Here is a 23,008-nt window from a genome sequence, read left to right as displayed (position 1 = left end):
GGGTAGGGATCCTTGGCTGTCACCATGCACGGTCATCTGCCTCGCCGGTGCCGAAGGAGGCGGCCATGCCTGGTGGGACCCGCTCCTGGCCGGCGGTAGAAGTCTCGCTTCTTGGCTGGGTCAGATCCTCCGCGGAGACAGCGGGCGCAGTGCCGGTCCGTGAAGGACTCGGCCGTCGATGCCGAACCGCGAACCGTGGCACGGGCACTCCCACGCCGTTTCCGCCTCGTTGAAGGAGACCAGACAACCCAGATGCGTACAACGCGCCGACACAGCGTGGGCGGTACCGTCCTCATCGCGGTAGACAGCGCAGCGGCGACCCTCGATCCGGACGACCGCACCCGAGCCCGGAGCGATCTCGGCGATCGCATCCACATGGGTGGTCTTCACCCTGTCGCCCACGAAGTGCCGAGCCACCTCCACCTGCTGCTTGAGCAGGGCGGGTCCCTCCCGGAGAGTGCTCCACAGACGGCGTGGGTCGTACAGCCCCGCCCACTCGGGTGGCGCGCCGGCGACCAGTGACGCCAGCAGCTGTCCGGCCATGGCGCCTCCGCTCATGCCCCAGCCGCCGAATCCGGTGGCCACATACACATGGCGTGCGCCCGGGTGGAAGGGGCCGACCAGCGGGACACCGTCGCTCACATCGTTGTCCTGAGCCGCCCACCGGTAGGCGGTCTCGCCTACCGGGAAGTGGTCGTGCATCCACCGGTCCAACCGCAGGAACCGCTCATGACTGTCACCGGTGCCGGGCGTGAAACTCTCGCCCGTGACAATGAGCAGCCGTCGGCCCTCGTCGAAAGGCGCGGTACGGACGGACCTCTTCCCCATGTCGTCGGTGACGTACATGTGCTTCGGCGCCTCGCCGACAGGAATGGGCGCGGCCACAACGAGTTCCCGGCGCGGTGACAAGCGGGCGAAGTGGAGTGCCCGGTCGAAGACCGGGTAGTGCGTGGCGACGATGACGTCCTGCGCGGTGATGGTCACGCCCCCCTCGGTGGTCACCTTGCACGGACTGCCCTCGCTCAGGCCCGTCACGCGAGTCCGTTCGTAGATGACGCCGCCTCGTGCGGTGATGTCGTCGGCCAGGGCCAGAAGGTACTTGCGCGGGTGGAACTGCGCCTGCTGGGCGACCTTCACGGCTGCGCACACAGGGAACGGCAGGTCCGTCTCCGTCACGAAGCGAGCGTCGAGGCCCGCTTCGGCGGCCGCGTGGGCCTCCGCTTCGAAGGTGGCCCGCTGCTGCGGATCGGTCGTGAACGTCAGGGCCGAGGACCGCTCGACGTCGCAGTTGACGCCGAGTTCCTCCGCGACCGATACAACGCGCTCCACTGCCGCTTGCTGGGACTGGGCGTAACGGCGTGCTCCTTCGCCCCCGCGAGTTCGCTTCAGCCGTTCGTAGACCAGGGAGTGCGCCGCTGTGAGTTTCGCCGTCGTGTAGCCCGACACTCCGGCAGCGATACGGTCCGCCTCCAGCACGACCACGCTCCGTCCGGCCCTGGCCAGTTCCCAAGCGGTGCTCAGGCCGGCCATTCCCGCGCCGATCACGACGACGTCTGCCGCCGTGCCGGTGTCTGGCCTGGGCCTGTCGGTGCCCGGCGTCGTCGCCATCCAGTAGGACTCGGCCGTGCCCGGCAGTTCGTCGTTTGAGGTCACGCAACCACGCGTTCCCCTCAACAGCGCGGAGAATACGTGGCGGAGCGGCTCTTCCCCTGAGCGGCCCTGTCTCCGCAACAGACCGTGCCTTCGAGAGTGGATGCAGGGCACTCGGGAACTGGAGCCGGAGCACACACCGAGCTCTTCACCCGGTGGGCCCAGTCGCGCGCCCGTCGACCACCGAGCGGGGGAGCGAAGATCGCCCAAGACGTGGGCTTCACCGTACTCTGCGGGGCACGGCGCTCCTGTCGTCCGCGGGCCAGGGGGCCGGTAGCGACCGACCGAGGAGACCGTCGTGGCCGAGCCACCAGCCCACCCCCGTCCAGACGGATCGCCGTTCCGCCAAAACGGTCCACACCGGAGCGTTCTCCCGGTTCGACGGCCCCTCTCGCGCGCCCGCGCAGGAGCGCGGGGAGGGGGAGGGCTCTCGGCCGGGTGCTTCTGCTCATGGGCTCGGGCGGGCACGACATCTCCACCGCCGAGGTCACTGCGCCCGGAGTCCCCTTCGCTAGCCGGAGCGGTCCGAGGCCGGCCAGATGTAGGGCAGGTCGTCAGGATCGTCGGGGAACAGCGGGGTGTACATATTCGGGTCCTTGCTCCGCAGCGCGGACCGGTGGCTGCGGTGGAAGGCGGGATCCCCCAGCCACGGCGGCAACTCGTGGTCCGCCGCGAGTTGTGCCTGCGTACGCACACCCGGATCCGTTCGTTGAGCCGAGAACTCGGCCACGAGGGAGGCGGCGCACGTATCCGCGCGCCCGGTTGCCGTCCACACCCGGCAGATCTCAAGTCCGTACCGCACCAGCGCCTCCTCGTAGCCGACCCACATGCGCACGGCCGGGTGGTGCCGCCACCCGTAGCCGGGAACCGTCAGACCGCGTAGCACTTGGAGTGCTTCGACCCGCTGCTTGCCCAAGCGCCGGGCATCGAGTGCCGCGGCCGACGCGACGAAGTCGGGATAGGGCAGGAACGTCTGCATGCTCAGCCCACTCTCCGAGGTGGATGTCGCCGGACAGCCGGAAGGATCACGCAACAGACTGCCGTGGGTCTCGGTCTCGCACAACTGGAGGCGCTGAGCACCTTGAGCTTGGCGTTTGTGCAGCTCTGCTGCTTGCGTCGGCTCCCGCGAGGCGTGGTTCGTGCTGTTTCCCGACGGGGTGCTCGCGCGCGGTGCTTGTTCTTCGTCCCGATCGGCCTGCCGGGGCCCGCGGTGGCGGGTTCTGGTGCGCTGGCCGGCTGAGGCGTTTTCCTCGACGGACGCGCGCGGGTGTGAGGCCCCCTTGGCGGGCGGGCCGTTCCCAGGGCTGCGGGGGTCTTCTCGGAGCCCGCGGCCTGGACGCCAGCCTGGCTTGGTGACAGGACCCTTCTCGCGCCAACTTCGGCGAGGTCTGCCCGAAGGGGCACCCTGCTCCCGGGTCGGCGATCGGGTCCGCGCGCCCCGTGTTCCACTCGTGTGCTGTCTGCCGATCAGGGAACTTCTGGCGTGTTTTCGTGTCTTATCTGACTTTTACGACGCTTCATGGCATGTCTTAGGTGATCAGGTGATCAGTATGACAATCATCTCGCCCTGAAGGAGCCTTCATGCGCATCTCCCGTTCCGTCCGCTCCCGCAGCGTCCGCACGGGCGCCAAGGTGGCCGTCGCAGTCGCGGTCGCCGGCGCCACCCTGGCCGGAGCACCCGCCGCCTACGCCCTCCCCGGTGACAGCGGTAACATCGACATCCGCTCGGTCAGCTGGCACTCGCGCGGTGACCGCGACGGAGTCGAGGTCTGCAAGTTCGTGCTGGCGGCGAGCAACTTCGAGTCGTTCCCCTCGGTCCCCTGGACGATCACCGAGCAGCCTCCGACCGTGCCGCCGGGCACCACCCTGCTGGACACCCTTCCGCTCATCAACGGCAGTGCGCGCAGTGAGACGTACCTGCTCCCGGAGGGCACCTACCAGCTGGTGTGGGTCGTCCCGGCGGGCCCGAAGCAGAAGAGCTTCAAGGTCGAGTGCCCCGACCGCGGTCACGGCGGCGGTAAGCCTCACAAGCCGCAGAAGCCCATCGGCGCCGTCCCCGCGGGCGGCGGCGGTGTCCCGGACATGGAGCCCATCAGCTCCGAGAGCGACTCGAACGCCGGAACCGCCGCCGCCGCGCTGGTCGCCGGGGCCGCAGGAGCCGCGGGCCTGGTCATGATGCGTCGTCGCCGTGCCCGTGGCGAGGCGTAACGCTCGCTGCCGACGGCGACGACGAGGACCGACACGCGCGTGCCGTCTCACCATGACGCTGTGCGTGACGTTCTCCCTGGTGGCCGGCATCGTCCGGGTGTCCTCGGACTCCTCCGAGGACACCCGGTCGGTCACCGCCGCCCGCGGCAGCGACGCCGCGGGCGGCGGGACTGAGCCGTTCCGACGGGCACCGCACGCACCGGAGAAGCACGTGCCAGCCTCGCACGCCCCCCTGGTGCCCTCCCGGCCCATGAAGGTCGCCATTCCCGCCATCTTCATCGAGGCGGCGGTCACCGGACTCGGCCTCGACACGAAGGGCCGGCTCGAGGCCCCGCCGCTGAGCAAGCCGAAGCTGACGGGCTGGTACGAGAAGGGGCCGTCGCCCGGTGAGGACGGCACGGCCCTGCTCGTGGGCCACCGGGACACCAGGACCGGCCCCGCCATCTTCCTCAACCTCAACGCACTGCGCCGGGGCGACAAGGTCAACGTGGTGCGCGCCGACCGCAGAACCGCGGTGTTCACGGTGGACGCGGTGAAGACGTACACGAAGGACAAGTTCCCCGACGACAAGGTGTACGGAGAGACCGGGCGGCCCGAACTCCGGCTGCTGACCTGCGGCGGGCGCTTCGACGAGAAGGCGGGCTACTCCGCCAATGTCGTGGTCTTCGCCCACCTCACGTCACTGAAGAAGGCGGCCTGAACGCCGCAGTCAGGCACGGCCGGTACCTCGATGGCGAGGTGCCGGCCGCCCTCACGACCGAGGCGGAGGGCTGGCGCAATCGGACCCGCGCCGCCCCGAACAGCCGCCCCGGCAGGACACGTCGAGCGTCGTGATGACCGGCTCGCCGTGCTTACGGCCCGCGGAGTCATCGAACTCGAGCGGAACATCCGAGTCTGGATCAACGAGGGCAGCGAGAACCCCAAGCCGTTCGCCTGGACCAAATCCGCCGACGACACCCTCGTCGCATACTGCGGACGAACCAACGACTCAGGAGACCAGGCGCACACGGCGCTGGGAGTGCGGGCGTCGGCCGGACCGCCCAGTACCCCGGGTTCCGGTCAGGGCTGTGCGAAGGCCGACGTCGCTGGAGCTGCTCCGCTTCAGGTTTTCCGGACGCCGGTGAGACCGGCGGAGGCGCGACGACGTCGGCCGCGTAGCCCGCCGTCTTGCCGAAGCGTCCGCCGCAGGTGATCCCGCCCACACCGGTGCTCACACCGGTTTGACGCTGCGGCCCAGCAGAGCCGTCACATCCACCGTCTCGGACGCCGCCGGAGTCTGCGCGGGCACCGGCCGGTCAAAGCCGGAGAAGCTCACTGTCCCGTCCTCGTCCGCCCCCCGCACGGTGATCCGCACCGGGTACGGCTCGCCCTCGGTGGCCACGTACACGGTCAGCCGCTCATCCCCCTGCGTGCGGGTCACCGGAATGACGGGCGCGCCGTTCACCTCGGTCTCCCGGCCCTTCGTCAGCGTGCCGCGCTGGGCGGCGTCGGGGTTGTCCGTGATCAGCTCGCGGAAGGTGTCGAGATCGCAGACCTCGGTGACCGTCAGCAGTCGGGGGTCGTCGGCCTTCGCCTTCATGTAGCGGCCGTCGAGGATCGCGTCGAAGGTGGAGCCGCCGATCGGGACGTGGGTCTCCCAGAACGCCTTGTCCGGCTTCAGCCAGACATCATCGGCGCGTTTCACGATCTCCACGGAACCGTCCTCGCCCATGTCGACCCCGCCCGCGCAGTTGCCCTCCCGGTCGAGCGTCAGGTCGACGTTCATCCGGTCGCCGCTCCCGTCGAGGTCGCCCCGGGCGCTCAGATGCAGGGAGGAGACCCCGAGCAGGGCGTCGCGGGAGCGGTCCGCGATCTGCTCGGCGCTGAGCGAGGCGATGTCGTCGTCAGCCTGCGCGACCGCGCCACCCGTCACGGTGAGAGCGACGGCCGCCGCACCCGCTGCCGCCCGTGCGGCCCAACGGTGTCCGCTCACGTCGCCTCCTCGAAAAGGCCCCGGTCAGGGCGTGCGAATGAGAGTGACCGGCACATTCGAGCGTACGCCGGGAGCGGGGGCGGCGCCCGGTGCGCGTACGGAGAGTGAAGCGCGGCAGTGTTTTCGGTCACGAAGCGTGGGCAGAGGTGCGGTGATCCCGCCCGGGACCACGTACGCACACGCACTTCCACGGAGGAATCCATGAACGTGTTCACGGGGACGAGGAGCAAGGGGGGCGCGGCCAGGGGGAAGCGGCCCCGGTCCGTCCTGCCGGCGCTTGCCGTCGTGTCGACGGCCGCCGCGCTGGCGATCCCGGTCACCTCGGCGACCGCGGCGCCGACCGCCGCCCGGCCGCGATCCCGCCAGGCCTCTCCTGCGACACCGGCAGGCACGCCATCGACGAATACACGGGCTTCGCGCTCTGTCGCAACCAGGGGAGCGGGACGCAGACCTTCTGGGTCCACCTGGTCTGCGGCTGGGCACCGGACGTCGACGGCGATCGCGTCACCCTGAGGCCGGGTGAGTCGGGCCAGTCCACCGCCCACTGCGGGAAGATCGGCACCGGCATCGGCGAGATCCACGTCCGGCCGTGACGCCCAGGCCGTAGGCCCGCGCCGCGGTAGCCGGAACGTCCCCGCAGCCGGAACCGCCTGAGTGGCCGCAACGGTTGAGCGCGCCGCCTCCTCTCGTTACCCTCCAGTAAGTACGTGTGGGCAGCGGCCGGGACGACCGGTCGAGCCCGCGGCCACGAGGGAGGCGGCACGCCCATGTCCTCAGCGGAGCCCACCGAGCAGACCGGCCCGGCCGTACGGTCACACCCCGGGCACCCCGAGCACCCCGGGCACACCCCGGGTCCGGCGCCGATGCGCGGACTCGCGGAGAGCGCACGCCTGCTCGCCGACTTCACCGCCACCTCCACCGCACTCGTCGCCGAGGCCCTCGCCCGGATCGATGCCGCGCAGCCCACCCTCAACGCCTTCCGCCACCTTCGAGCCGAAGCCGCCCTGGCGGAGGCCGCCGAGGCCGACCGCAGGCTCGCGGCGGGGGAGCGGCTGCCGCTCCTCGGCGTCCCGGTCGCGGTCAAGGACGACACCGATGTGGCGGGCCTGCCCACCCACTTCGGCTGCGACGGCGAACGGCCCCCGGCCACCACCGACAGCGAGGCGGTCCGCCGGCTGCGCGCCGCCGGGGCCGTCATCGTCGGCAAGACCAACTCCTGCGAGCTGGGCCAGTGGCCGTTCACCGAGGGCCCCGCCTTCGGCGCCACCCGCAATCCCTGGAACACCGCCCACACCCCCGGCGGCTCCTCCGGCGGATCGGCCGCCGCCGTCGCGGCCGGGCTCGTCCCCGCCGCCCTCGGCTCGGACGGCGCCGGATCCGTCCGTATCCCCGCCGCCTGGACCCACCTCGTCGGCATCAAGCCCCAGCGCGGCCGCGTCTCGGTCCACCCGCACCACGACGCATTCCAGGGCCTCACCGTCAACGGCCCCCTCGCCCGTACGGTCGCCGACGCCGCGCTCCTGCTGGACGCTGCCGCCGGCGCGCATCCCGAAGACCTCCACCGCCCGCCCGCCGTCCGCGCGTCCGACGCCGCCCGCCGGGACCCGGGCCGCCTCCGGATCGCCCTCGCCTGGCGCCCCCCGCTCACCCTCACCGGCGCCGGACCCGACCCCGAGGTACGCCGGGCCACCGCCGCGCTCGCCGAGACCCTGGCCCGGCTCGGCCACCACGTCGAGGAGGCCCGCCCCCGGTACGGGCTGATCGGCCTCGCCTTCGTGCCCCGCGCCACCGCGGGCATCGCCGAATTCGCCGCCCGCCACCCCGAACCGGCCCTCCTCGATCCCCGCACCCGCAGCGCCCTGCGGACCGGGACCCGGCTCGGCGGCCGGGTGGTACGGGCCGCCCGGGCCCGCGAGGTACGCCAGCACCGCCGCATCGGGGCCCTCTTCGACGCCTCCGGGTACGACGTGCTGCTCACCCCGACGACCGCCGCGCCCCCGCCCCGTATCGGCACCTTCGACCACCTCAGCGCCTGGCGCACCGACGTCACCATGGCCGCCGCCTGCCCCTACGCCTGGCCGTGGAACGTCCTCGGCTGGCCCGGCATCAACGTCCCGGCCGGCTTCACCCGCTCCGGCCTCCCCATCGGCGCCCAGCTGCTCGGCCCCTCCCGCAGCGAGGAGCGCCTGATCTCCCTGGCCGCCCAGCTGGAGGACGACCTGCGCTGGTACGAGCACCGGCCCCCGACCTGAGACGCAACGGTTCACACCGGGGCCACCCCCAGCACCCCCGCCTCCACCCGCTCCACGGCCAGCATCGCGCCGAACGCCACCAGGTGCACCAGACAGTGATCGGCGAACGGCGGCACCCGCCAGGCCGCCACGTCCTCGGCGGTGATCCGGTACGGCGCCCGGGCCGCGAGCAGCGCAAGTCGGGCCCCCGGCCGCTCCGCCCGGTCCGGAAGGCGGTCACCGGTCAGCGGCAGGGGCGTGACCCCGTCCCAGGCCGCCACCGCCTCCCGTACGAAGGTGGCGTCCCGCTCGTCCAGCAGCCCGCCACCCGCGTGTGCCGCCGAGCGCAGCGCGCCGAAGGCCGTGCCCACCGGGGTGCCCGCCGCCCAGGCCGGCTGCGGGCCCTCGGTCTCCAGCAGCGGAAGGCTCAGCCCCGGCTCGGCCTTTCCGCGCACCGCCCGGACCAGGGCGTGCCCCGCCTCGCTGTCGAGCAGTTCGGCGAGGTCCGCGCCGCCGGTGGCCGGTTCCTCCTTGATCAGCGCCGACACGATGCGGTTGATGAAGTGGAAGGCCAGCGCGGTGCCCATGAACTCCCGCGCCTCGTCGGCGCTGAACGGCTGAGGACCCCGCATGTCCTGCCCCCAGGCCAGCAGTCGGGCGTGGCCCGGATCCTCCGGGTGCTCACCCTGCGCGAGGACGGCTGCCAGTTCGTGGTCGCCGCCCGCGTGCAGCAGCAGGGTGTGCGCGCCGACGCAGAACGGGCAGCGGTTGGCCGCCGACACCCCGAACGCGACCAGCTCCTTCTCCGTGCGGGAGGCCCGGCCCGAGAGCAGGGACTCCCGCATCAGGGCCCATGCGCTCGCCATCAGGCCGGGGGCGGCGGACAGGGCGACGAAGGGCAGGGCGCTCGCGATGCCGAAGTCGCGGGTCACCTGTGCGTGGACGGCCGCGACCGTGCCGGTCGTCGAGCCGGCGGGGTCGGGTGCGGTGAAGCGGAAAGGTGAGGTCATGGCCAAGATGCTGGCGGTCCCGGGTGGCTCGGGTCGTCGTACAGCAGAAGGCAGTTGAGGCTGCGCCGCGCTGACGAACCCGGCGTCCCGCAGCGTCGAGGGGGACGAGCGGCCCCTGTCGGCGGACACCGACCGGACCGCGTACCGCATCGTCCAGGAAGCCCTGACCAATGTCGCCCGGCACGGCGACCGGGCGAGGACCGCGGTCCGGCTCGGTTACACGGAGCGTGCCCTCACCGTCGCGGTCATCGATGACCAGGCACTGATGCGCGCCGGCTTCCGGGCCCTGCTGGATGCCGAGGAGGGCATCGAGGTCGTCGGAGAGGCCGCCGACGGCCGGGCCGGGCTCGATCTCGTCCGCGAGTACACCCCCGACGTGGCACTCCTGGACATCAGCATGCCCGTCATGACCGGGATCGAGGCCACCCGCGCGATCGCCGCCGACCCCCGGCTGGCCGGGGTGCGTGTCGTCATCCTCACCAACTACGGACTGGACTCCCACGTCTTCGAGGCGCTCCGCGCCGGGGCCGCCGGCTTCCTGCTCAAGGACACCGAGCCCGCCGATCTGCTGCGGGCCATCAGGGTCGCCGCCGACGGCGACGCCCTCCTCTCGCCCGCGATCACCCGCCGGCTGATCGGCGAGTTCGTCGCCCGGCCCCCTGACCGCGCCACCGCCCCCGGCCTGGAGGCCCTCACCCGCCGTGAGCGGGAGGTCACCGCCCTTGCGGCCCGGGGTCTCACCAACGAGGAGATCGCCGTCCACATGGTGGTCAGTCCGTACACCGCCAAAACCCATGTCAGCCGGGCGATGATCAAGCTCGGCGCCCGCGACCGAGCCCAGCTCGTGGTGTTCGCGTACGAGTCCGGCCTGGTCGAGCCCCGTTCGCGGGCGGAGCGGGACGAGGTGCCCGGCCGGTGACGCGTCCGCAGGGCCGGGAAGCCGTACGGGGGCCTTGTGGAGCCGCGGGCGGCGACGAGATATCTTGATGTCAAGCAATGTTGCAGACGTGGAGCGGAGCACCCGGTGACTGACTCGACCATCATCTATACGCACACCGACGAGGCCCCTGCCCTGGCGACCTATTCGCTCCTGCCCGTCGTCGAGGCCTACGCCTCGACCGCAGGAGTCACGGTGGAGCGCCGTGACATCTCCCTCGCGGGGCGGATCATCGCCAGCTTCCCGGAGCACCTCAAGGCCGAGCAGCGTATCGATGACGCACTCGCCGAGCTCGGCGAGCTGGCCAGGACCCCCGGCGCGAACATCATCAAGCTGCCGAACATCTCGGCGTCGATCCCGCAGCTCAAGGCCGCGGTCGCCGAGCTCCAGGAGCAGGGCTACGCGCTCCCGGACTACCCGGACGACCCGCAGACCGACGAGGACAGGGATGTCCGCGCCCGGTACGACAAGGTCAAGGGCAGCGCCGTGAACCCGGTGCTGCGCGAGGGCAACTCCGACCGCCGTGCCCCCGCGTCCGTCAAGAACTACGCCAAGGCTCACCCGCACCGCATGGGCGCCTGGTCGGCCGACTCGAAGACGAACGTCGCCACCATGGGCGTCGACGACTTCCGCTCCACCGAGAAGTCCGCCGTCATCGCCGAGGACGGCTCGCTCCGCATCGAGCTGCACGGCGACGACGGCACCACCACCGTGCTGCGCGAGTCCGTACCCGTCCTCAAGGGCGAGGTCGTGGACGCGGCCGTCATGCGCGTCGCCGCGCTGCGTGAGTTCTTCACCGCGCAGGTCGCCCGCGCCAAGGCGGAGGGCGTGCTGTTCTCCGTGCACCTCAAGGCCACCATGATGAAGGTCTCCGACCCGATCATCTTCGGCCACGCGGTCCGCGCCTTCTTCCCGAACACCTTCGCCAAGTACGGCGACCAGCTCACCGCCGCGGGCCTCACGCCCAACGACGGCCTGGGCGGCATCCTCAAGGGCCTGGACTCGCTGCCGAACATCGGCGCCGAGATCCAGGCGTCCTTCGAGGCCGAGCTCGCCGAGGGCCCGGCCCTCGCGATGGTCGACTCCGACAAGGGCATCACCAACCTGCACGTCCCCAGCGACGTCATCGTCGACGCCTCCATGCCGGCCATGATCCGCACCTCGGGCCACATGTGGGGCCCGGACGGCAGCGAGGCCGACACCATCGCCGTCCTCCCGGACAGCAGCTACGCCGGTGTCTACCAGGTCGTCATCGACGACTGCCGCGCCAACGGCGCCTTCGACCCGGCCACCATGGGTTCGGTGCCCAACGTCGGTCTGATGGCGCAGAAGGCCGAGGAGTACGGCAGCCACGACAAGACCTTCGAGATCCCCGCCACCGGCACCGTGCGCGTCGTCGACACGGACGGCAACGCCGTGCTGGAGCAGGCCGTCGGCGCCGGCGACATCTTCCGGATGTGCCAGACCAAGGACGCGCCGATCCAGGACTGGGTCAAGCTCGCCGTCACCCGCGCCCGCGCGACCGGCAACCCGGCCGTCTTCTGGCTGGACGAGGGCCGCGCCCACGACGCCAACCTGATCGCCAAGGTCACCACGTACCTCGCCGACCACGACACCGACGGCCTGGACATCTCCATCAAGACGCCGGAGGAGGCCACCGCCTTCTCCCTGGAGCGCATCCGCCGCGGCGAGGACACCATCTCCGTCACCGGCAACGTGCTGCGTGACTACCTCACCGACCTCTTCCCGATCCTGGAGCTCGGCACCAGCGCCAAGATGCTCTCCGTCGTCCCGCTGATGAACGGCGGCGGCCTCTTCGAGACCGGCGCCGGCGGCTCGGCCCCCAAGCACGTCCAGCAGCTCGTCAAGGAGAACTACCTCCGCTGGGACAGCCTGGGTGAGTTCCTGGCCCTCGCGGTCAGCTTCGAGCACCTGGCCACCACCACGGACAACGCGCGGGCCCAGGTCCTCGCCGACACCCTGGACCGGGCGACCGGCACGTTCCTCAACGAGGACAAGTCCCCGAGCCGCCGCCTCGGCGGTATCGACAACCGCGGCAGCCACTTCTACCTGGCCCTCTACTGGGCCCAGGAGCTGGCGCAGCAGACCGACGACACCAAGCTCGCCGAGGCGTTCGCGCCGCTCGCCAAGACCCTGGCCGAGCAGGAGGAGACCATCGTCGCCGAGCTGGTCGCGGTGCAGGGCTCCCCGGCCGAGATCGGCGGCTACTACCAGCCCGACCCGGCCAAGGCCGAGGCGATCATGCGCCCGTCCGCCACGTTCAACAAGGCGATCGCGAGCCTCGCCTGACGTGAGGTGAGGGCGGCCGCGTCCGCCCTCACTCCGTTCCGCCCCGGTCGGCCCCGTGCCTGCCGGGGCGTCTCGCATTCTGCCCTTACGCCGGTACGCGCACCCACCGCAGGCGAACCCCTGAGTTTCACGTGATCGGGTGATCGACCAATCCGCCCGCCCCACGGCTTCGAATGACGACCGTGAGGATCACCCGGACAGCCCTGACCCGCGGAACGCTCGCAGCCCTGAGCGGACTGCTGGCGGGATTCGCCGCACTGACCGTCGCCGAACTCGTCTCGGCGGCCGTCAGGCCCGAGGCGAGCCCCGTGACAGCGGTCGGCGGGGCGGCCATCGACCGCACACCAGCCGGCGTGAAGGACTTCGCCATCCGGAACTTCGGCGAGAACGACAAGTTCGTCCTGCAACTCGGCATCGTCGTCACGCTCGCCCTGTTCGCCCTCGCCGTCGGCGTACTGGCGCTGCGCTTCCGTCGTACGGGCTCCGCCGCCGTCCTGGCCTTCGGTGTGGTCGGCGCCGCCTCGGCCGTCAGCCGCCCCGACTCCACCGGCATCGCCGACGGGCTCCCCTCGCTGATCGGAGCGGTGGCCGGGGCGGTCCTGCTGTACGTCCTCATCGGCAGGCTCACCCGGCCGCGCCGGATCCCGGGAAAGGAGCAGGAGAACGAGGGCGCCTGGGACCGGCGGGGCTTCCTGATCGCCGCCACCGCCGCGGCCGCCGCCTCCACCGTGGCGGGAGCGGTCGGCCGGACACTCAACCGCCGCGGCGCCCAGGACGCCGTCGCCTCCCGTGAGGCGGCACGGCTCCCCGCCCCGGCCTCGCCCGCCGGGCCGATTCCGGCGGGAGCGCAGCTGAGGGTGCCCGGTCTCCCCCCGTTCACCACCCCCAACGACACGTTCTACCGGGTGGACACCGCCCTGGTGGTCCCCAAGGTCGACGCCGACACCTGGCGGCTGCGCATCCACGGCAAGGGAGTACGCCGGGACCTGGAGTTCACCTACCGGGATCTGCTGGACCGGCCCCTGATCGAACGTGAGATCACCCTGTGCTGCGTGTCCAACGAGGTCGGCGGCCCTTACATCGGCCACGCCAGGTGGATCGGCGTACGCCTGGCCGACCTGCTCAAGGAGGCGGGCGTCAAGCCGCCGTCGCGGGGAGGCAAGGCGGACCAGATCATCGCCCGCTCGGTGGACGGCATGACGCTCGGCACCCCCGTCGAGGACGTCATGGACGGCCGGGACGCGATGCTCGCCGTCGGCATGAACGGCGAACCGCTCCCCTTCGTCCACGGGTTCCCCGCCCGCATGCTCGTCCCCGGTCTCTACGGGTACGTCTCGGCCTGCAAGTGGATCGAGGACATCGAACTCACCACGTTCGACGACTACGACGCGTACTGGGTGAAGCGCAAGTGGGCCCGCAAGGCGCCCATCAAGACCCAGTCCCGCATCGACACGCCCAAGCCCTTCGGGCGTCCCGGGGCCGGCACGGTCATGGTGGCCGGAGTGGCCTGGGCCCAGCACCGCGGGATCGAGAAGGTCGAGATCCGCGTCGACGACGGTCCGTGGCGCCCGGCCCAGCTGGCCGAGCAGGACACCGTCGACACCTGGCGCCAGTGGTCCTACCCGTGGAAGGCCACCCCCGGCGGCCACACCCTCACCGTCCGCGCCACCGACGGCACGGGCGAGGTCCAGACCGAGAAGCGCACCAAGACCGTGCCGGACGGTGCCAGTGGCTGGCACTCCGTCGTGGTCACCGTCGACTGACCTCACCCAACAGACCTCCCTAGTAGCACCACTTCATCCCGTTTCCCCAAAAGAACGACTCAGGAGAATTCCATGAACGCCCTTCGCCACCGCCGTGCAGCCGTCGCCGTCGTCGCCGCAGTGATGCTGCCCCTCATGCTCACCGCCTGTTCCGACTCCGGCTCGGACAAGGCCTCCGACAGCTCCTCCGCCGCGGGCTCCACCCCCGAGGAGTCGAAGCCGGCCGCCGGTGACGACGCCACCACGGACAAGCCGTTCGGCCCGGCCTGTGCCACCGTCCCGCAGGACGGCGCGGGCAGCTTCGACGGCATGGCCAAGGACCCGGTCGCCACCGCCGCGTCCAACAACCCCGCGCTCTCCACGCTGGTCGCCGCCGTGCAGAAGGCCGGCCTCGTCGACACCCTCAACAACGCCGAGAACATCACGGTGTTCGCCCCGACCGACGACGCCTTCGCCAAGATTCCGAAGGCCGACCTGGACGCGGTCCTCAACGACAAGGCCATGCTCACCAAGATCCTCACCTACCACGTCGTCGGCGAGAAGCTCACCCCGCGGCAGCTGGAGAGCGGCACCTTCGACACCCTCCAGAAGAGCACGCTGACCACGGCGGGCTCCGGTGAGTCGTACAAGGTCGACGACAGCGCCAACGTGGTCTGCGGCAACGTTCCGACCGCCAACGCCACCGTGTACATCATCGACACGGTGCTGATGCCCAAGTAGCCCGGCCGGCAGCCGCGCTGCCGCGACGGACCGCCCCGCTGCGGGAGGACCGCTATCGACCTCCAGGCCCCCCGCAGCGGGGCTTTCGCTCTCACGGCCCCCAGCTCCCGTGGTCCGAAGACCTCGCCCAGCGCCTCCCCCCGCGTACGGTCCCCTCCATCGTCGCGCCATCGGCGGTTCCCGGCACCCGGGGGCCCTCACGCCCCCGCAGGCGCGGGCGGCGGGATCATCGCCCACCGGATGGTCCGGGTCAGGGCCTTCCCGGCGGGGCGTACGCAGACCTCCTCGACCCCCGGCACCCGGGGCAGCCGCAGCGGCTCCCGGGCCCACGGCGGGAGCTCGGCCACGGCGTTGGCGGCGAGTACGGCGTACGGGGGACGGGCCGCCCAGGGCAGCGGCGGGTGCAGGAGGATGAAGCGGGCCGCGTCCAGAGCCTCCTGGGTGGGGCGCAGCTCCGGGCGGTAGGCGGCGATCCGTTCGGCCAGCTCCGCCCGGTCGTGCGGCGGGTCCACGACGCCGAGGGCGCGGGCCACCGTCGCCATGTCGTCGATGTACCCGTCACATCCTGCGCCGTCCAACGGCCTTGCCCCGTAACGCTGGTGGGCGCGGAGGAAGCTGTCCACCTCGGCGATGTGCACCCAGCACAGGAGGTGCGGATCGGCCGCGTGGTACGGCTCCCCGGAGGCAGCGGTTCCGCGTACCCACTCGTGCACGGACCGTACGCGTTCGACCGCCTCCCGGGCGTGCTCGGCCGTGCCGAACGTGGTCACCGCGAGAAACGTGCTGGTCCGCTGGAGCCGCCCCCACGGATCGCCCCGGAACCCCGAATGGCCCGCGACGGCGGCCATGGCGAGGGGGTGCAGCGACTGGAGGAGCAGGGCGCGCAGCCCGCCGATGAACATGGACGCGTCCCCGTGCACCCGGCGCACCGGCCGGTGAGGGCCGAACCAGCGGGGCCCGGGCGTGTCGTGGATACGGGCCCGGTTCTCCGGCCCGGCGGGCCCCGCCACCCGGGAGAACAGGCTCCTGCCGAGCCGTTCCCGTATTCCGGAGCCTGGCGCCGCCTTGTCCATGGGTCCCAGTATGCCGGGCGGCGCGCGGGACGGGCGGGGCTGCGCTACGGCACCCGGGCCGTCCACTCCGGCGTGGCGAACTTCGTCCGTACGAGCTCCTCGGCGCGCGCCAGCTCGGCGTCCGTCACGCGGCCGTCCGTGAGGCCGTGGCGCTTGCGGAAGGAGCCGATCATCCGCTCGATGACGACCTGGCGGGGCAGGCCGGTCTGCCGTCGCAGCGGGTCGACGCGCTTCTTCGCCGAGCGGGTGCCCTTGTCCGACATCTTCTCCTTGCCGATGCGGAGCACCTCCAGCATCTTGTCGGCGTCGATGTCGTACGCCATGGTCACGTGGTGCAGGACGGCTCCCGGCCCGCCGTCCGGCCCCACCACCCGCTTCTGGGCCGCTCCGGCGATCTTGCCGACCTCGGTGGCGATGTCGTTGAGCGGCTGGTACCAGGCCTTGATGCCCATGTCCGCCAGCGCTTCGAGAACCCAGTCGTCCAGATAGGCGTAGCTGTCGGCGAAGGAGAGCCCCGAGACGAGGGACTGCGGGACGGCCAGCGAGTAGGTGATGGTGGAGCTCGGCTCGGCGAACATCGCGCCACCGCCGGAGATCCGGCGTACGACGTTCACGCCGTGCCGCTCCACGCCCGCCGGATCGACCTCGTTGCGCAGCGACTGGAAGCTGCCGATGATCACGGCGGGGGAGTCCCATTCCCAGACCCGCAGCGTCGGCGGCCGCACCCCTGCCGCCACCTCCGCGGTGATGACCTCGTCCAGCGCCATGTGCAGTGCGGGCGGCTGCGGGGCCTCGTGGATCAGCTGCCAGTCGTAGTCGCTCCACTCCGTGGCCTGCGCCAGCGCCCGGCGTACGGCGATGGCGACGCCCTCCGCGCTCAGCCCGAGCATCACCGTGGAGTCGGGCAGCGCTGCCTCGATCCGGGCCGCGAGGCCCGCCGTGTCCGTGGTGGCCGGGGCGCCCTCCAGCGCCGCGTCGATCGCGAGGATCGCCTCGTCCGGTTCGAGGAAGAAGTCCCCGGCGACACGGACGTTCCGCAGCGCCCCGCCCTCCACGTCCAGGTCCGCCACGACCAGCTTCCCGCCGCGAACCTTGTACTCACCGTGCACAGCGCCGCCTCCAGCTCGAGTTCCTCGGCCCGGCTCGGTGATGAGCCGGACACAACCGGCTATAACGCGCGTGGGAGCGCCGATCATCCCCGCCCATGCCTCGGTGTGCGCCGGGGACCGTGCGCTGCTCAGGACGGCGCCGGACGGCAACGTGACGTCGAAGACCGCCGAGTCGAACGCTCCATCACTCCTCGTAACCGAGCACCTCGTACACCCGCGAACGCGGCTGCATCCGGGGGCAGGGCCTGTTGGGTGCCGTCGGCGGCCCGGGTCCGCGGCCCGTCCTCCACCGCGCCCATCGCGAGGCGGAAGAGGGTGACCGAGTAGAGGTCGATGTCGCAGCCGAGGTTCTCCCGCGTCGCCGCGACGAGCAGGGGGCCCCTGCCGAACTCCGTCATGCTCGCCGGCAGCGGTGCGTCGAGCGCCGCCCGGCCGGGCGGCGTCGCGCGGCCCGCTCCTGGCATGATCGGCCGACATGAGCGACGCACCACGGCACATCCTCGTCATCGGCATGGGTGCCGGCGACCCCGACCACCTGACCCTCGCCGCGGTGAAGGCCATGCGCAGGGCGCAGGTCTTCTTCGTGCTCGGCAAGGGGCGGGAGAAGGAGTCCCTGACCCGGCTGCGGCGGGACATGCTGACCGAGCACCTCACCGGCCCCTACCGGGTCGTGGAGGCCGAGGACCCCTGGCGGGACCGCACCCAGGACGACCGCGGGCGCTACACGTCGGCGGTGCACGACTGGCGCCACCGCCGCGCCGACATCTGCGAGCGTCTGATCCTCCAGGAGCTGGCGCCGGGGGAGACCGGGGCCTTCCTGGTGTGGGGCGACCCGTCCCTGTACGACAGCACCCTCGCGATCCTGGAGGACATCCGGGCCCGCGGGACGGTGGAGTTCGGCCATGAGGTGATCCCCGGGATCAGCAGCGTCTCCGCGCTCGCCGCCCGCCACCGCACCCCCTTGAACCAGGTCGGCCGCCCCATCCGCATCACCCCCGGCCGACGGCTCGCCGAGGGGTTCCCGGACGACGACGGCGACATCGTGGTGATGCTCGACGGCCACGAGAGCTTCACCCATCTGACGGGCAGGGGGCTGTGGATCTACTGGGGCGCCTACATCGGCACCCCGGACGAACTCCTGGTCTCCGGACCGCTGGACGAGGTCGCCGAGCGGATCAGCCGGATGCGCGCCGAGGCCCGCGAACGGCACGGCTGGATCATGGACACGTATCTGCTGCGCCGCCGGCCGGAGGACACGGACGCTCCGGGCGCCACGGGCGGCGCAGATCAGTCCAGGTAGTGGGCGCGTCCCCGGTCGTCCATGCCCACGGACCCCTCGGGGACGACGCAGAACTCATTGCCCTCGGGGTCGGCCATCACCAGGAACCCGCCGTCGGCGTACTCCTCCAGGCGGCGTCCGCCCAGCGCCTCGACGCGGCTGCGCTCGGCGGCCGGATCGGATGAGCTGATGTCGAAGTGCATGCGGTTCTTCACCGACTTGGGCTCATCGGTCCGCTGGAAGCCCAGGCCCTGGCCGTTCTCGCGCCGCAGCCAGATGTAGGGGCCGGTGCGGTCCACGACGGGCCTGCCGAGCAGATCCGACCAGAACGCGGCGAGCAGCTCGGGGTCGGCGGCATCGATGACGAGAGCGTTGATATGCGGGGGTGTATCAGCCATGCTCCGATTCTCCCTCCGGCGGCGGACGGCCGACGGGTGTCCGGCCCCCGCGGTTGAGGGGCTCCGGCCCGCGAGCGGGGGCCCGGACGGGAGGCGGCGGGTCGCGTCGAGGCGCGGGCGGCCGCCGCACCTCGCCGTCGGACCGGCCGGAGGTCAGCTCCGGGACTCGTGCGCCCGGATCACTCCGAGCCCGTGGCCGAGGCTCGGGCACTCGGCGGTCAGGTCGTTCCCCCGCACCAGATAGTTGTGCACGCGCCCGTCGGCGGGCCGCTCGACGGCCCGGTACAGGGTGCCGTTCACGGTGATCGTCCAGTCGTCGCCGTCCTGGGCCCACCCGACTGTCTTCTTCATATAGCGCTTCCCTCGCTCGTCGCCGCCGGGGGTCGGCGGCCGTGTATTGGCAAGAAGAACGGCCCGTGACGCTCAGTGGTTCCGGCTCGCCTACGCCATTCGGTTACATCTGGGTCACCATGCCACCATCGCCTGACCGGAAGTCAGCGAACCGGCGACGAACGGCGGAACAGGGTGAGGAAGGCCGCCGGGTGCTGCCTGCCCGGGGCCGGAGCGTGCCAGGATGCCGGATCCGGTCCCGGGCAGTGATGCCGGCGGACTGTCCGGCAAGCGCCTGGTCGCGGGCGTCGTCGACGGCCGCCACATCCAGGCCATCGACGCCCTCGACGCCGACGTCATCAGCCTGGAGGCCGCCCGTTCCCCCATGCAGGTCGCCCGCGAACTGGCCGCCCGCGGCTACCCGCGTGAGGACGGACCCGGTGTCTACGACATCCACTCTCCGCGCATCCCGAGCACCGAAGAGGCAGCGGCCCTGCCGCGCAAGGGACTTGAGACCATCCCGGCGACACGCCTGTGGTGAACCCCGACTGCGGCCTGAAGACCCGGGACGGCCCGAGACGGCGGACCTGCGTGGAGAACATGGTCGCCGGCGCGCGGAGATCCGCGCGGAGCTGCCCAACGAAGCGGCGTGAGACGGCCCGTGCGGGAGCGGTTACCGCCGCTCCCGCGCCGCAGCAGGCGTGCTGAGGTCCGACTTCCCCGACCCTGTTCGGGGGGAGGCCGGCCGGTTCGGAGGCCCCGGCCGGCCGGAGTGCGTTCCTCCCCAGCGGTGGACTTAGGTTAGCCTAACCAGCGAATCCGGGTGGTGGATCTTGTACTCCGATCGAAGGGCTTCGCCATGGAGCGTGCTCAGGGCCTGCTGTCCGCCGAACTCCCCCTGGGGCGTGCGGTGTGAGCGCCGGTACGGGAGCCCCTCTCGCGGGCGGCGTACACGGCCCCGGCCATCTGCGCGCCCTGACCGCCGTCGTCCTGGACGCCCTGGAGACCGCCGCCCGGGCCCGCGGCGGACCGCTCCCCGCCGGAGGGCCGGACGGGGTGGCCCGGCGGACCACCGCCCTGGCCGCCCCGGTGCTCCCCGAGGAGGGCACCGGGGCCGAGGCCGCGCTCGCGGACCTGGTACGGGCGGTCGCCGAGGGGGCCGCCGACCCGGCCGACCCGGCGTGCGTCGCCCATCTGCACTGCCCGCCCCTGGCCGTGGCGGCCGCGGCGGAACTGGCGGGGGCCGCGCTCAACCCGTCGATGGACTCCTGGGACCAGGCGCCCGCCGCCGGGGTCATCGAGGAACTGACGACGGCCGCGCTGGCCCGGCTCGTCCACCCGGACGCTCCCGCACCCGACGCGCTCATCACCAGCGGCGGCACCGAGTCCAACCTGGTAGCCCTGCTCCTCGCCCGCGAACGAGCGGCCGCGGGGGAGGGCCCCCTGCGCGTGGTGACCGGGACCAACGCCCACCACAGCGTGCACCGCGCCGCCTGGACGCTCGGACTCCCCGCTCCGGCCGTCGTCGCCTGCCACGACGGCCGCATCGACCCCGCCGCGCTCGACCGCACCCTGGCCGGGCTCGGCGGCGGACCGGTCCTGGTCGTCGCCACCGCCGGGACCACCGACGAGGGGCGCATCGACCCGCTCCCCGAGATCGCCCGGATCGCGGAACGATACGGCGCCGAACTCCACGTCGACGCGGCGTACGGCGGGCCCCTGCTGTTCAGCGAGCGCCTGGCGCCCCGGCTCGCGGGGCTCGACCGGGCCGTCTCCGTAACGCTCGACCTCCACAAACTCGGCTGGCAGCCCGTCGCCGCCGGGGTGCTGGCCGTCGCGGACACGGCCCTGCTCGCCCCGCTGTCCCTGCGCGCCGACTACCTCAATGCCGACGACGACACCGAGGCCGGGCTCCCCGACCTGCTCGGCCGCTCGATCCGTACCACCCGGCGCCCCGACGCGCTGAAGATGGCGGTCACCTTCCGGGCGCTGGGACGCCGGGGACTGAGCGAACTGGTCGAGCACTGCGTACGTACGGCGGAGGAGTTCGGCCGGGCCGTCGACGCCCGGCCGGCACTGCGCCGCCGGCCCGGCGGGATCGGGATCAGCACCGTGCTGTTCCGGCCGGTGGTGGCCGACGCGTTGGAACCGGAGGCCGGGGACGCCGTCGTCGCCGAGGTCCGCCGCACGCTGCTCATGGACGGCCGGGCCGTCCTCGGACGAGCGGTGGCCGAGGACGGCGACGGGCGACGCCGGCTCTGGCTCAAGGCCACGTTGCTGCATCCTGCCGCCGCGACCGCCGACCTGCTGCCGCTGCTCGACCTGGTGACGGAGGCGGCGGAGCGGGCGGCGACGACGGCCGAAGACGGCGGCAGCCTTTCCGCCGCCGGCGATACCGGCGCCCCGACGACGGAGAAGCTGTCGCCATGACGTTGCCGACGTGCACGACCCCCGTGGGAGGAACCCGATGACGCCCGGACCGCGAACCCCGCCCCTCGACCTGCTGGGGGTGGGCGCAGGGCCCTTCAACCTCTCGCTCGCCGCACTCGCCGACGGCGTACCCGGCCTGCGCACCGCCTTCCACGAACAGCGCACCACCTTCCACTGGCACCCCGGACTGCTCATCGAGGGAGCAAGGCTTCAAGTCCCCTTCCTGGCGGACCTGGTGAGCCTGGTGGATCCGATCAGTCCGTGGTGCTACCTCAACTACCTCAAGACGCGGCGCAGGCTCTTCCCGTTCTACTTCGCCGAGCGCTTCCACATCCACCGCTCCGAGTTCGACAACTACCTGCGCTGGGTGAGCACCGAACTGCCCTCCACCCACTTCGGCCACCGCGTCGACGCGATCGCCTGGGACGCGGGCGAGAGTGCGTTCGCCGTCGACTTCACCCGGCTCGGCCCGGACGGCGAGAGCCTCGGGTGCGGGCTCACCCACGCCCGTGACCTCGCCCTGGGCGTCGGCACCACGCCCCACGTTCCCGAGCCGCTGAGAGCCCTGGAGGCAGGCCCCGCGCCCCTCGTCCTGCACTCCGCCGAATACCTCGCCCAGCGGGACCGGCTGCTCGCCGCCCGGCACGTCACCGTCGTCGGCTCGGGGCAGTCGGGCGCCGAAGTCCTGCTGGACCTGCTGCGGTCGAGGCCCGAGGGCGCGGAAGGGCTCACCTGGCTCGCCCGTACCCCGGCCTTCGCGCCCATGGAGTACAGCAAGATCGGCCTGGAGCAGTTCACCCCGGACTACACGCGCTACTTCCACGGGCTTCCGCAGGCCACCCGGGACCGGCTGCTGCCCAGCCAGTGGCAGCTCTACAAGGGGGTCAGCGGGGACACCCTCGGGGACATCCACGACGAGCTGTACCGGCGCAGCCTCGGCGGTGGCTGGCCCGACGTCACCCTCACGCCCGGCATCGAGGTCACCGGCGCCACCGTTACAGGGAGCGGTCGCATCGAACTGGCCGTGGAGCATGGCCAGCAGGAGGCTCGCGGCAGGCTGACCACGGACGCGGTGGTCCTCGCCACCGGGTACCGGGAGCGCCCCGTCGATACGCTGCTCGCCGCCCTGGGCCCGTACATCGTCCGCGACGACGCCGGACGCCCGCAGGTCGACGAGGCCCAACGGCTGGTCCTCGCCCCGGAGATCGACGGATCGGTCTTCGTGCAGAACGCGGAACGGCATACGCACGGGGTCGGCGCCCCCGACCTGGGCCTGGCCGCCTGGCGCTCCGCCGTCATCATCAACGCGCTGACGGGCAAGGAGACGTACCCCTTGCCGGACCGGACCGCCTTCACCACGTTCGGCCTCGGCACGGAGGACCGGGGCGGGGTGCCGGGGCGCATAGCCGAGGAGTGGCGGTGATACGGCGCTGGGCCGCGCGGTGGGGTGCACCGTGCGGCCCAGGGTGGGTGTTGCGGGGAGGGTGTCAGCCCTTGCGGGTGTTGATCTCTTCGGTGAGCTGGGGGACGACGGTGAAGAGGTCGCCGACGACGCCGTAGTCGACGAGGTCGAAGATCGGGGCCTCGG

18 protein-coding genes and 4 pseudogenes are annotated in these 23,008 nt (G+C 72.1%); 12 read left to right on the top strand and 10 right to left on the bottom strand.

Features of this window, described 5'->3' with window-relative positions; genetic code table 11:
- Positions 1–120 precede the first annotated feature (120 nt).
- Together ABZ154_RS30620 and ABZ154_RS30615 are read right to left on the bottom strand one after the other, a co-directional pair.
- The gene (locus ABZ154_RS30620; protein ID WP_356837632.1) at positions 121–1,608 is read right to left on the bottom strand and encodes an FAD-dependent oxidoreductase; all 1,488 of its coding nucleotides are present in this window, start codon (positions 1,606–1,608) and stop codon (positions 121–123) included.
- 553 nt (positions 1,609–2,161) lie between these two features.
- Positions 2,162–2,629 carry an MSMEG_6728 family protein gene (locus ABZ154_RS30615; RefSeq protein WP_356837623.1) on the bottom strand — a complete coding sequence of 156 codons (468 nt, stop codon included), beginning with the start codon at positions 2,627–2,629 and terminating at the stop codon, positions 2,162–2,164.
- 602 nt (positions 2,630–3,231) lie between these two features.
- Between ABZ154_RS30615 and ABZ154_RS30610 the strand changes: the two genes are divergently transcribed.
- Both ABZ154_RS30610 and ABZ154_RS30605 read left to right on the top strand, forming a co-directional pair.
- A complete protein-coding gene (locus ABZ154_RS30610) occupies positions 3,232–3,858 on the top strand; it encodes a hypothetical protein (protein WP_356837622.1) in 627 nt (208 codons plus the stop codon).
- A 52-nt stretch (positions 3,859–3,910) separates the two neighbouring features.
- Complete coding sequence (locus ABZ154_RS30605) at positions 3,911–4,558, top strand: class F sortase (RefSeq protein ID WP_356837621.1); 648 nt, start codon at positions 3,911–3,913, stop codon at positions 4,556–4,558.
- Positions 4,559–5,068: 510 nt separating this feature from the next.
- Here ABZ154_RS30605 and ABZ154_RS30600 read toward each other — a convergent pair.
- Positions 5,069–5,830, bottom strand: coding sequence for a hypothetical protein (locus ABZ154_RS30600; protein ID WP_356837620.1), 762 nt, complete (start codon positions 5,828–5,830; stop codon positions 5,069–5,071).
- Between the two features lie 201 nt (positions 5,831–6,031).
- On the opposite strand from ABZ154_RS30600, the pseudogene ABZ154_RS30595 reads away from it, so the two are divergent.
- Both ABZ154_RS30595 and ABZ154_RS30590 read left to right on the top strand, forming a co-directional pair.
- A pseudogene (locus ABZ154_RS30595) lies at positions 6,032–6,423 on the top strand (hypothetical protein).
- A 174-nt stretch (positions 6,424–6,597) separates the two neighbouring features.
- A complete protein-coding gene (locus ABZ154_RS30590; RefSeq protein WP_356837619.1) occupies positions 6,598–8,082 on the top strand; it encodes an amidase in 1,485 nt (494 codons plus the stop codon).
- 11 nt (positions 8,083–8,093) lie between these two features.
- Here the strand turns inward: ABZ154_RS30590 and ABZ154_RS30585 are convergent, their stop codons facing one another.
- On the bottom strand, positions 8,094–9,071 hold the full coding sequence (locus ABZ154_RS30585) for a carboxymuconolactone decarboxylase family protein (RefSeq protein ID WP_356837618.1): 978 nt from the start codon (positions 9,069–9,071) through the stop codon (positions 8,094–8,096).
- A 247-nt stretch (positions 9,072–9,318) separates the two neighbouring features.
- On the opposite strand from ABZ154_RS30585, the gene ABZ154_RS30580 reads away from it, so the two are divergent.
- The 4 genes from ABZ154_RS30580 to ABZ154_RS30565 all read left to right on the top strand — a co-directional run bounded on the left by ABZ154_RS30580 (position 9,319) and on the right by ABZ154_RS30565 (position 14,801).
- Positions 9,319–9,990 carry a response regulator transcription factor gene (locus ABZ154_RS30580; protein WP_356837631.1) on the top strand — a complete coding sequence of 224 codons (672 nt, stop codon included), beginning with the start codon at positions 9,319–9,321 and terminating at the stop codon, positions 9,988–9,990.
- A 105-nt stretch (positions 9,991–10,095) separates the two neighbouring features.
- A complete protein-coding gene (locus tag ABZ154_RS30575) occupies positions 10,096–12,318 on the top strand; it encodes an NADP-dependent isocitrate dehydrogenase (RefSeq protein ID WP_356837617.1) in 2,223 nt (740 codons plus the stop codon).
- A gap of 173 nt (positions 12,319–12,491) precedes the next feature.
- Positions 12,492–14,081 carry a molybdopterin-dependent oxidoreductase gene (locus ABZ154_RS30570; RefSeq protein ID WP_356837616.1) on the top strand — a complete coding sequence of 530 codons (1,590 nt, stop codon included), beginning with the start codon at positions 12,492–12,494 and terminating at the stop codon, positions 14,079–14,081.
- A gap of 72 nt (positions 14,082–14,153) precedes the next feature.
- Positions 14,154–14,801 carry a fasciclin domain-containing protein gene (locus ABZ154_RS30565; RefSeq protein ID WP_356837615.1) on the top strand — a complete coding sequence of 216 codons (648 nt, stop codon included), beginning with the start codon at positions 14,154–14,156 and terminating at the stop codon, positions 14,799–14,801.
- Between the two features lie 197 nt (positions 14,802–14,998).
- On the opposite strand, the gene ABZ154_RS30560 is transcribed toward ABZ154_RS30565, so the two are convergent.
- The 3 genes and pseudogenes from ABZ154_RS30560 to ABZ154_RS30550 form a co-directional block, all read right to left on the bottom strand.
- Positions 14,999–15,874, bottom strand: coding sequence for an oxygenase MpaB family protein (locus tag ABZ154_RS30560; protein ID WP_356837614.1), 876 nt, complete (start codon positions 15,872–15,874; stop codon positions 14,999–15,001).
- Between the two features lie 44 nt (positions 15,875–15,918).
- Complete coding sequence (locus ABZ154_RS30555) at positions 15,919–16,983, bottom strand: biotin/lipoate A/B protein ligase family protein (protein ID WP_356837630.1); 1,065 nt, start codon at positions 16,981–16,983, stop codon at positions 15,919–15,921.
- 138 nt (positions 16,984–17,121) lie between these two features.
- Positions 17,122–17,414: pseudogene (locus ABZ154_RS30550) on the bottom strand (methylisocitrate lyase); the annotation flags it as partial.
- 44 nt (positions 17,415–17,458) lie between these two features.
- On the opposite strand from ABZ154_RS30550, the gene cobF reads away from it, so the two are divergent.
- Entirely contained in the window at positions 17,459–18,283 is an 825-nt protein-coding gene (gene cobF / locus ABZ154_RS30545; protein WP_356837613.1) for a precorrin-6A synthase (deacetylating), read from the top strand.
- Here the strand turns inward: cobF and ABZ154_RS30540 are convergent.
- Complete coding sequence (locus tag ABZ154_RS30540; protein ID WP_356837612.1) at positions 18,271–18,660, bottom strand: VOC family protein; 390 nt, start codon at positions 18,658–18,660, stop codon at positions 18,271–18,273. The genes cobF and ABZ154_RS30540 overlap by 13 nt on opposite strands.
- A gap of 153 nt (positions 18,661–18,813) precedes the next feature.
- Positions 18,814–19,011, bottom strand: coding sequence for a hypothetical protein (locus ABZ154_RS30535; protein WP_073881506.1), 198 nt, complete (start codon positions 19,009–19,011; stop codon positions 18,814–18,816).
- A 304-nt stretch (positions 19,012–19,315) separates the two neighbouring features.
- Between ABZ154_RS30535 and ABZ154_RS30530 the strand changes: the two are divergent.
- The 3 genes and pseudogenes from ABZ154_RS30530 to ABZ154_RS30520 form a co-directional block, all read left to right on the top strand.
- Positions 19,316–19,643 (top strand): annotated as a pseudogene (locus tag ABZ154_RS30530) (5-methyltetrahydropteroyltriglutamate--homocysteine S-methyltransferase); the annotation flags it as partial.
- 259 nt (positions 19,644–19,902) lie between these two features.
- Complete coding sequence (locus tag ABZ154_RS30525) at positions 19,903–21,420, top strand: aminotransferase class V-fold PLP-dependent enzyme (RefSeq protein WP_356837611.1); 1,518 nt, start codon at positions 19,903–19,905, stop codon at positions 21,418–21,420.
- A gap of 37 nt (positions 21,421–21,457) precedes the next feature.
- Positions 21,458–22,843, top strand: coding sequence for a SidA/IucD/PvdA family monooxygenase (locus ABZ154_RS30520; protein WP_356837610.1), 1,386 nt, complete (start codon positions 21,458–21,460; stop codon positions 22,841–22,843).
- A gap of 64 nt (positions 22,844–22,907) precedes the next feature.
- Here ABZ154_RS30520 and ABZ154_RS30515 read toward each other — a convergent pair.
- Positions 22,908–23,008 (bottom strand): annotated as a pseudogene (locus ABZ154_RS30515) (electron transfer flavoprotein subunit alpha/FixB family protein); the annotation flags it as partial.

The sequence above is a fragment of the Streptomyces sp. NPDC006261 genome (assembly GCF_040613515.1).
Classification (GTDB): domain Bacteria; phylum Actinomycetota; class Actinomycetes; order Streptomycetales; family Streptomycetaceae; genus Streptomyces.
The sequence above is the reverse complement of the archived record's forward strand: the minus strand, read 5'-3'. Positions and strand labels throughout refer to the sequence as shown.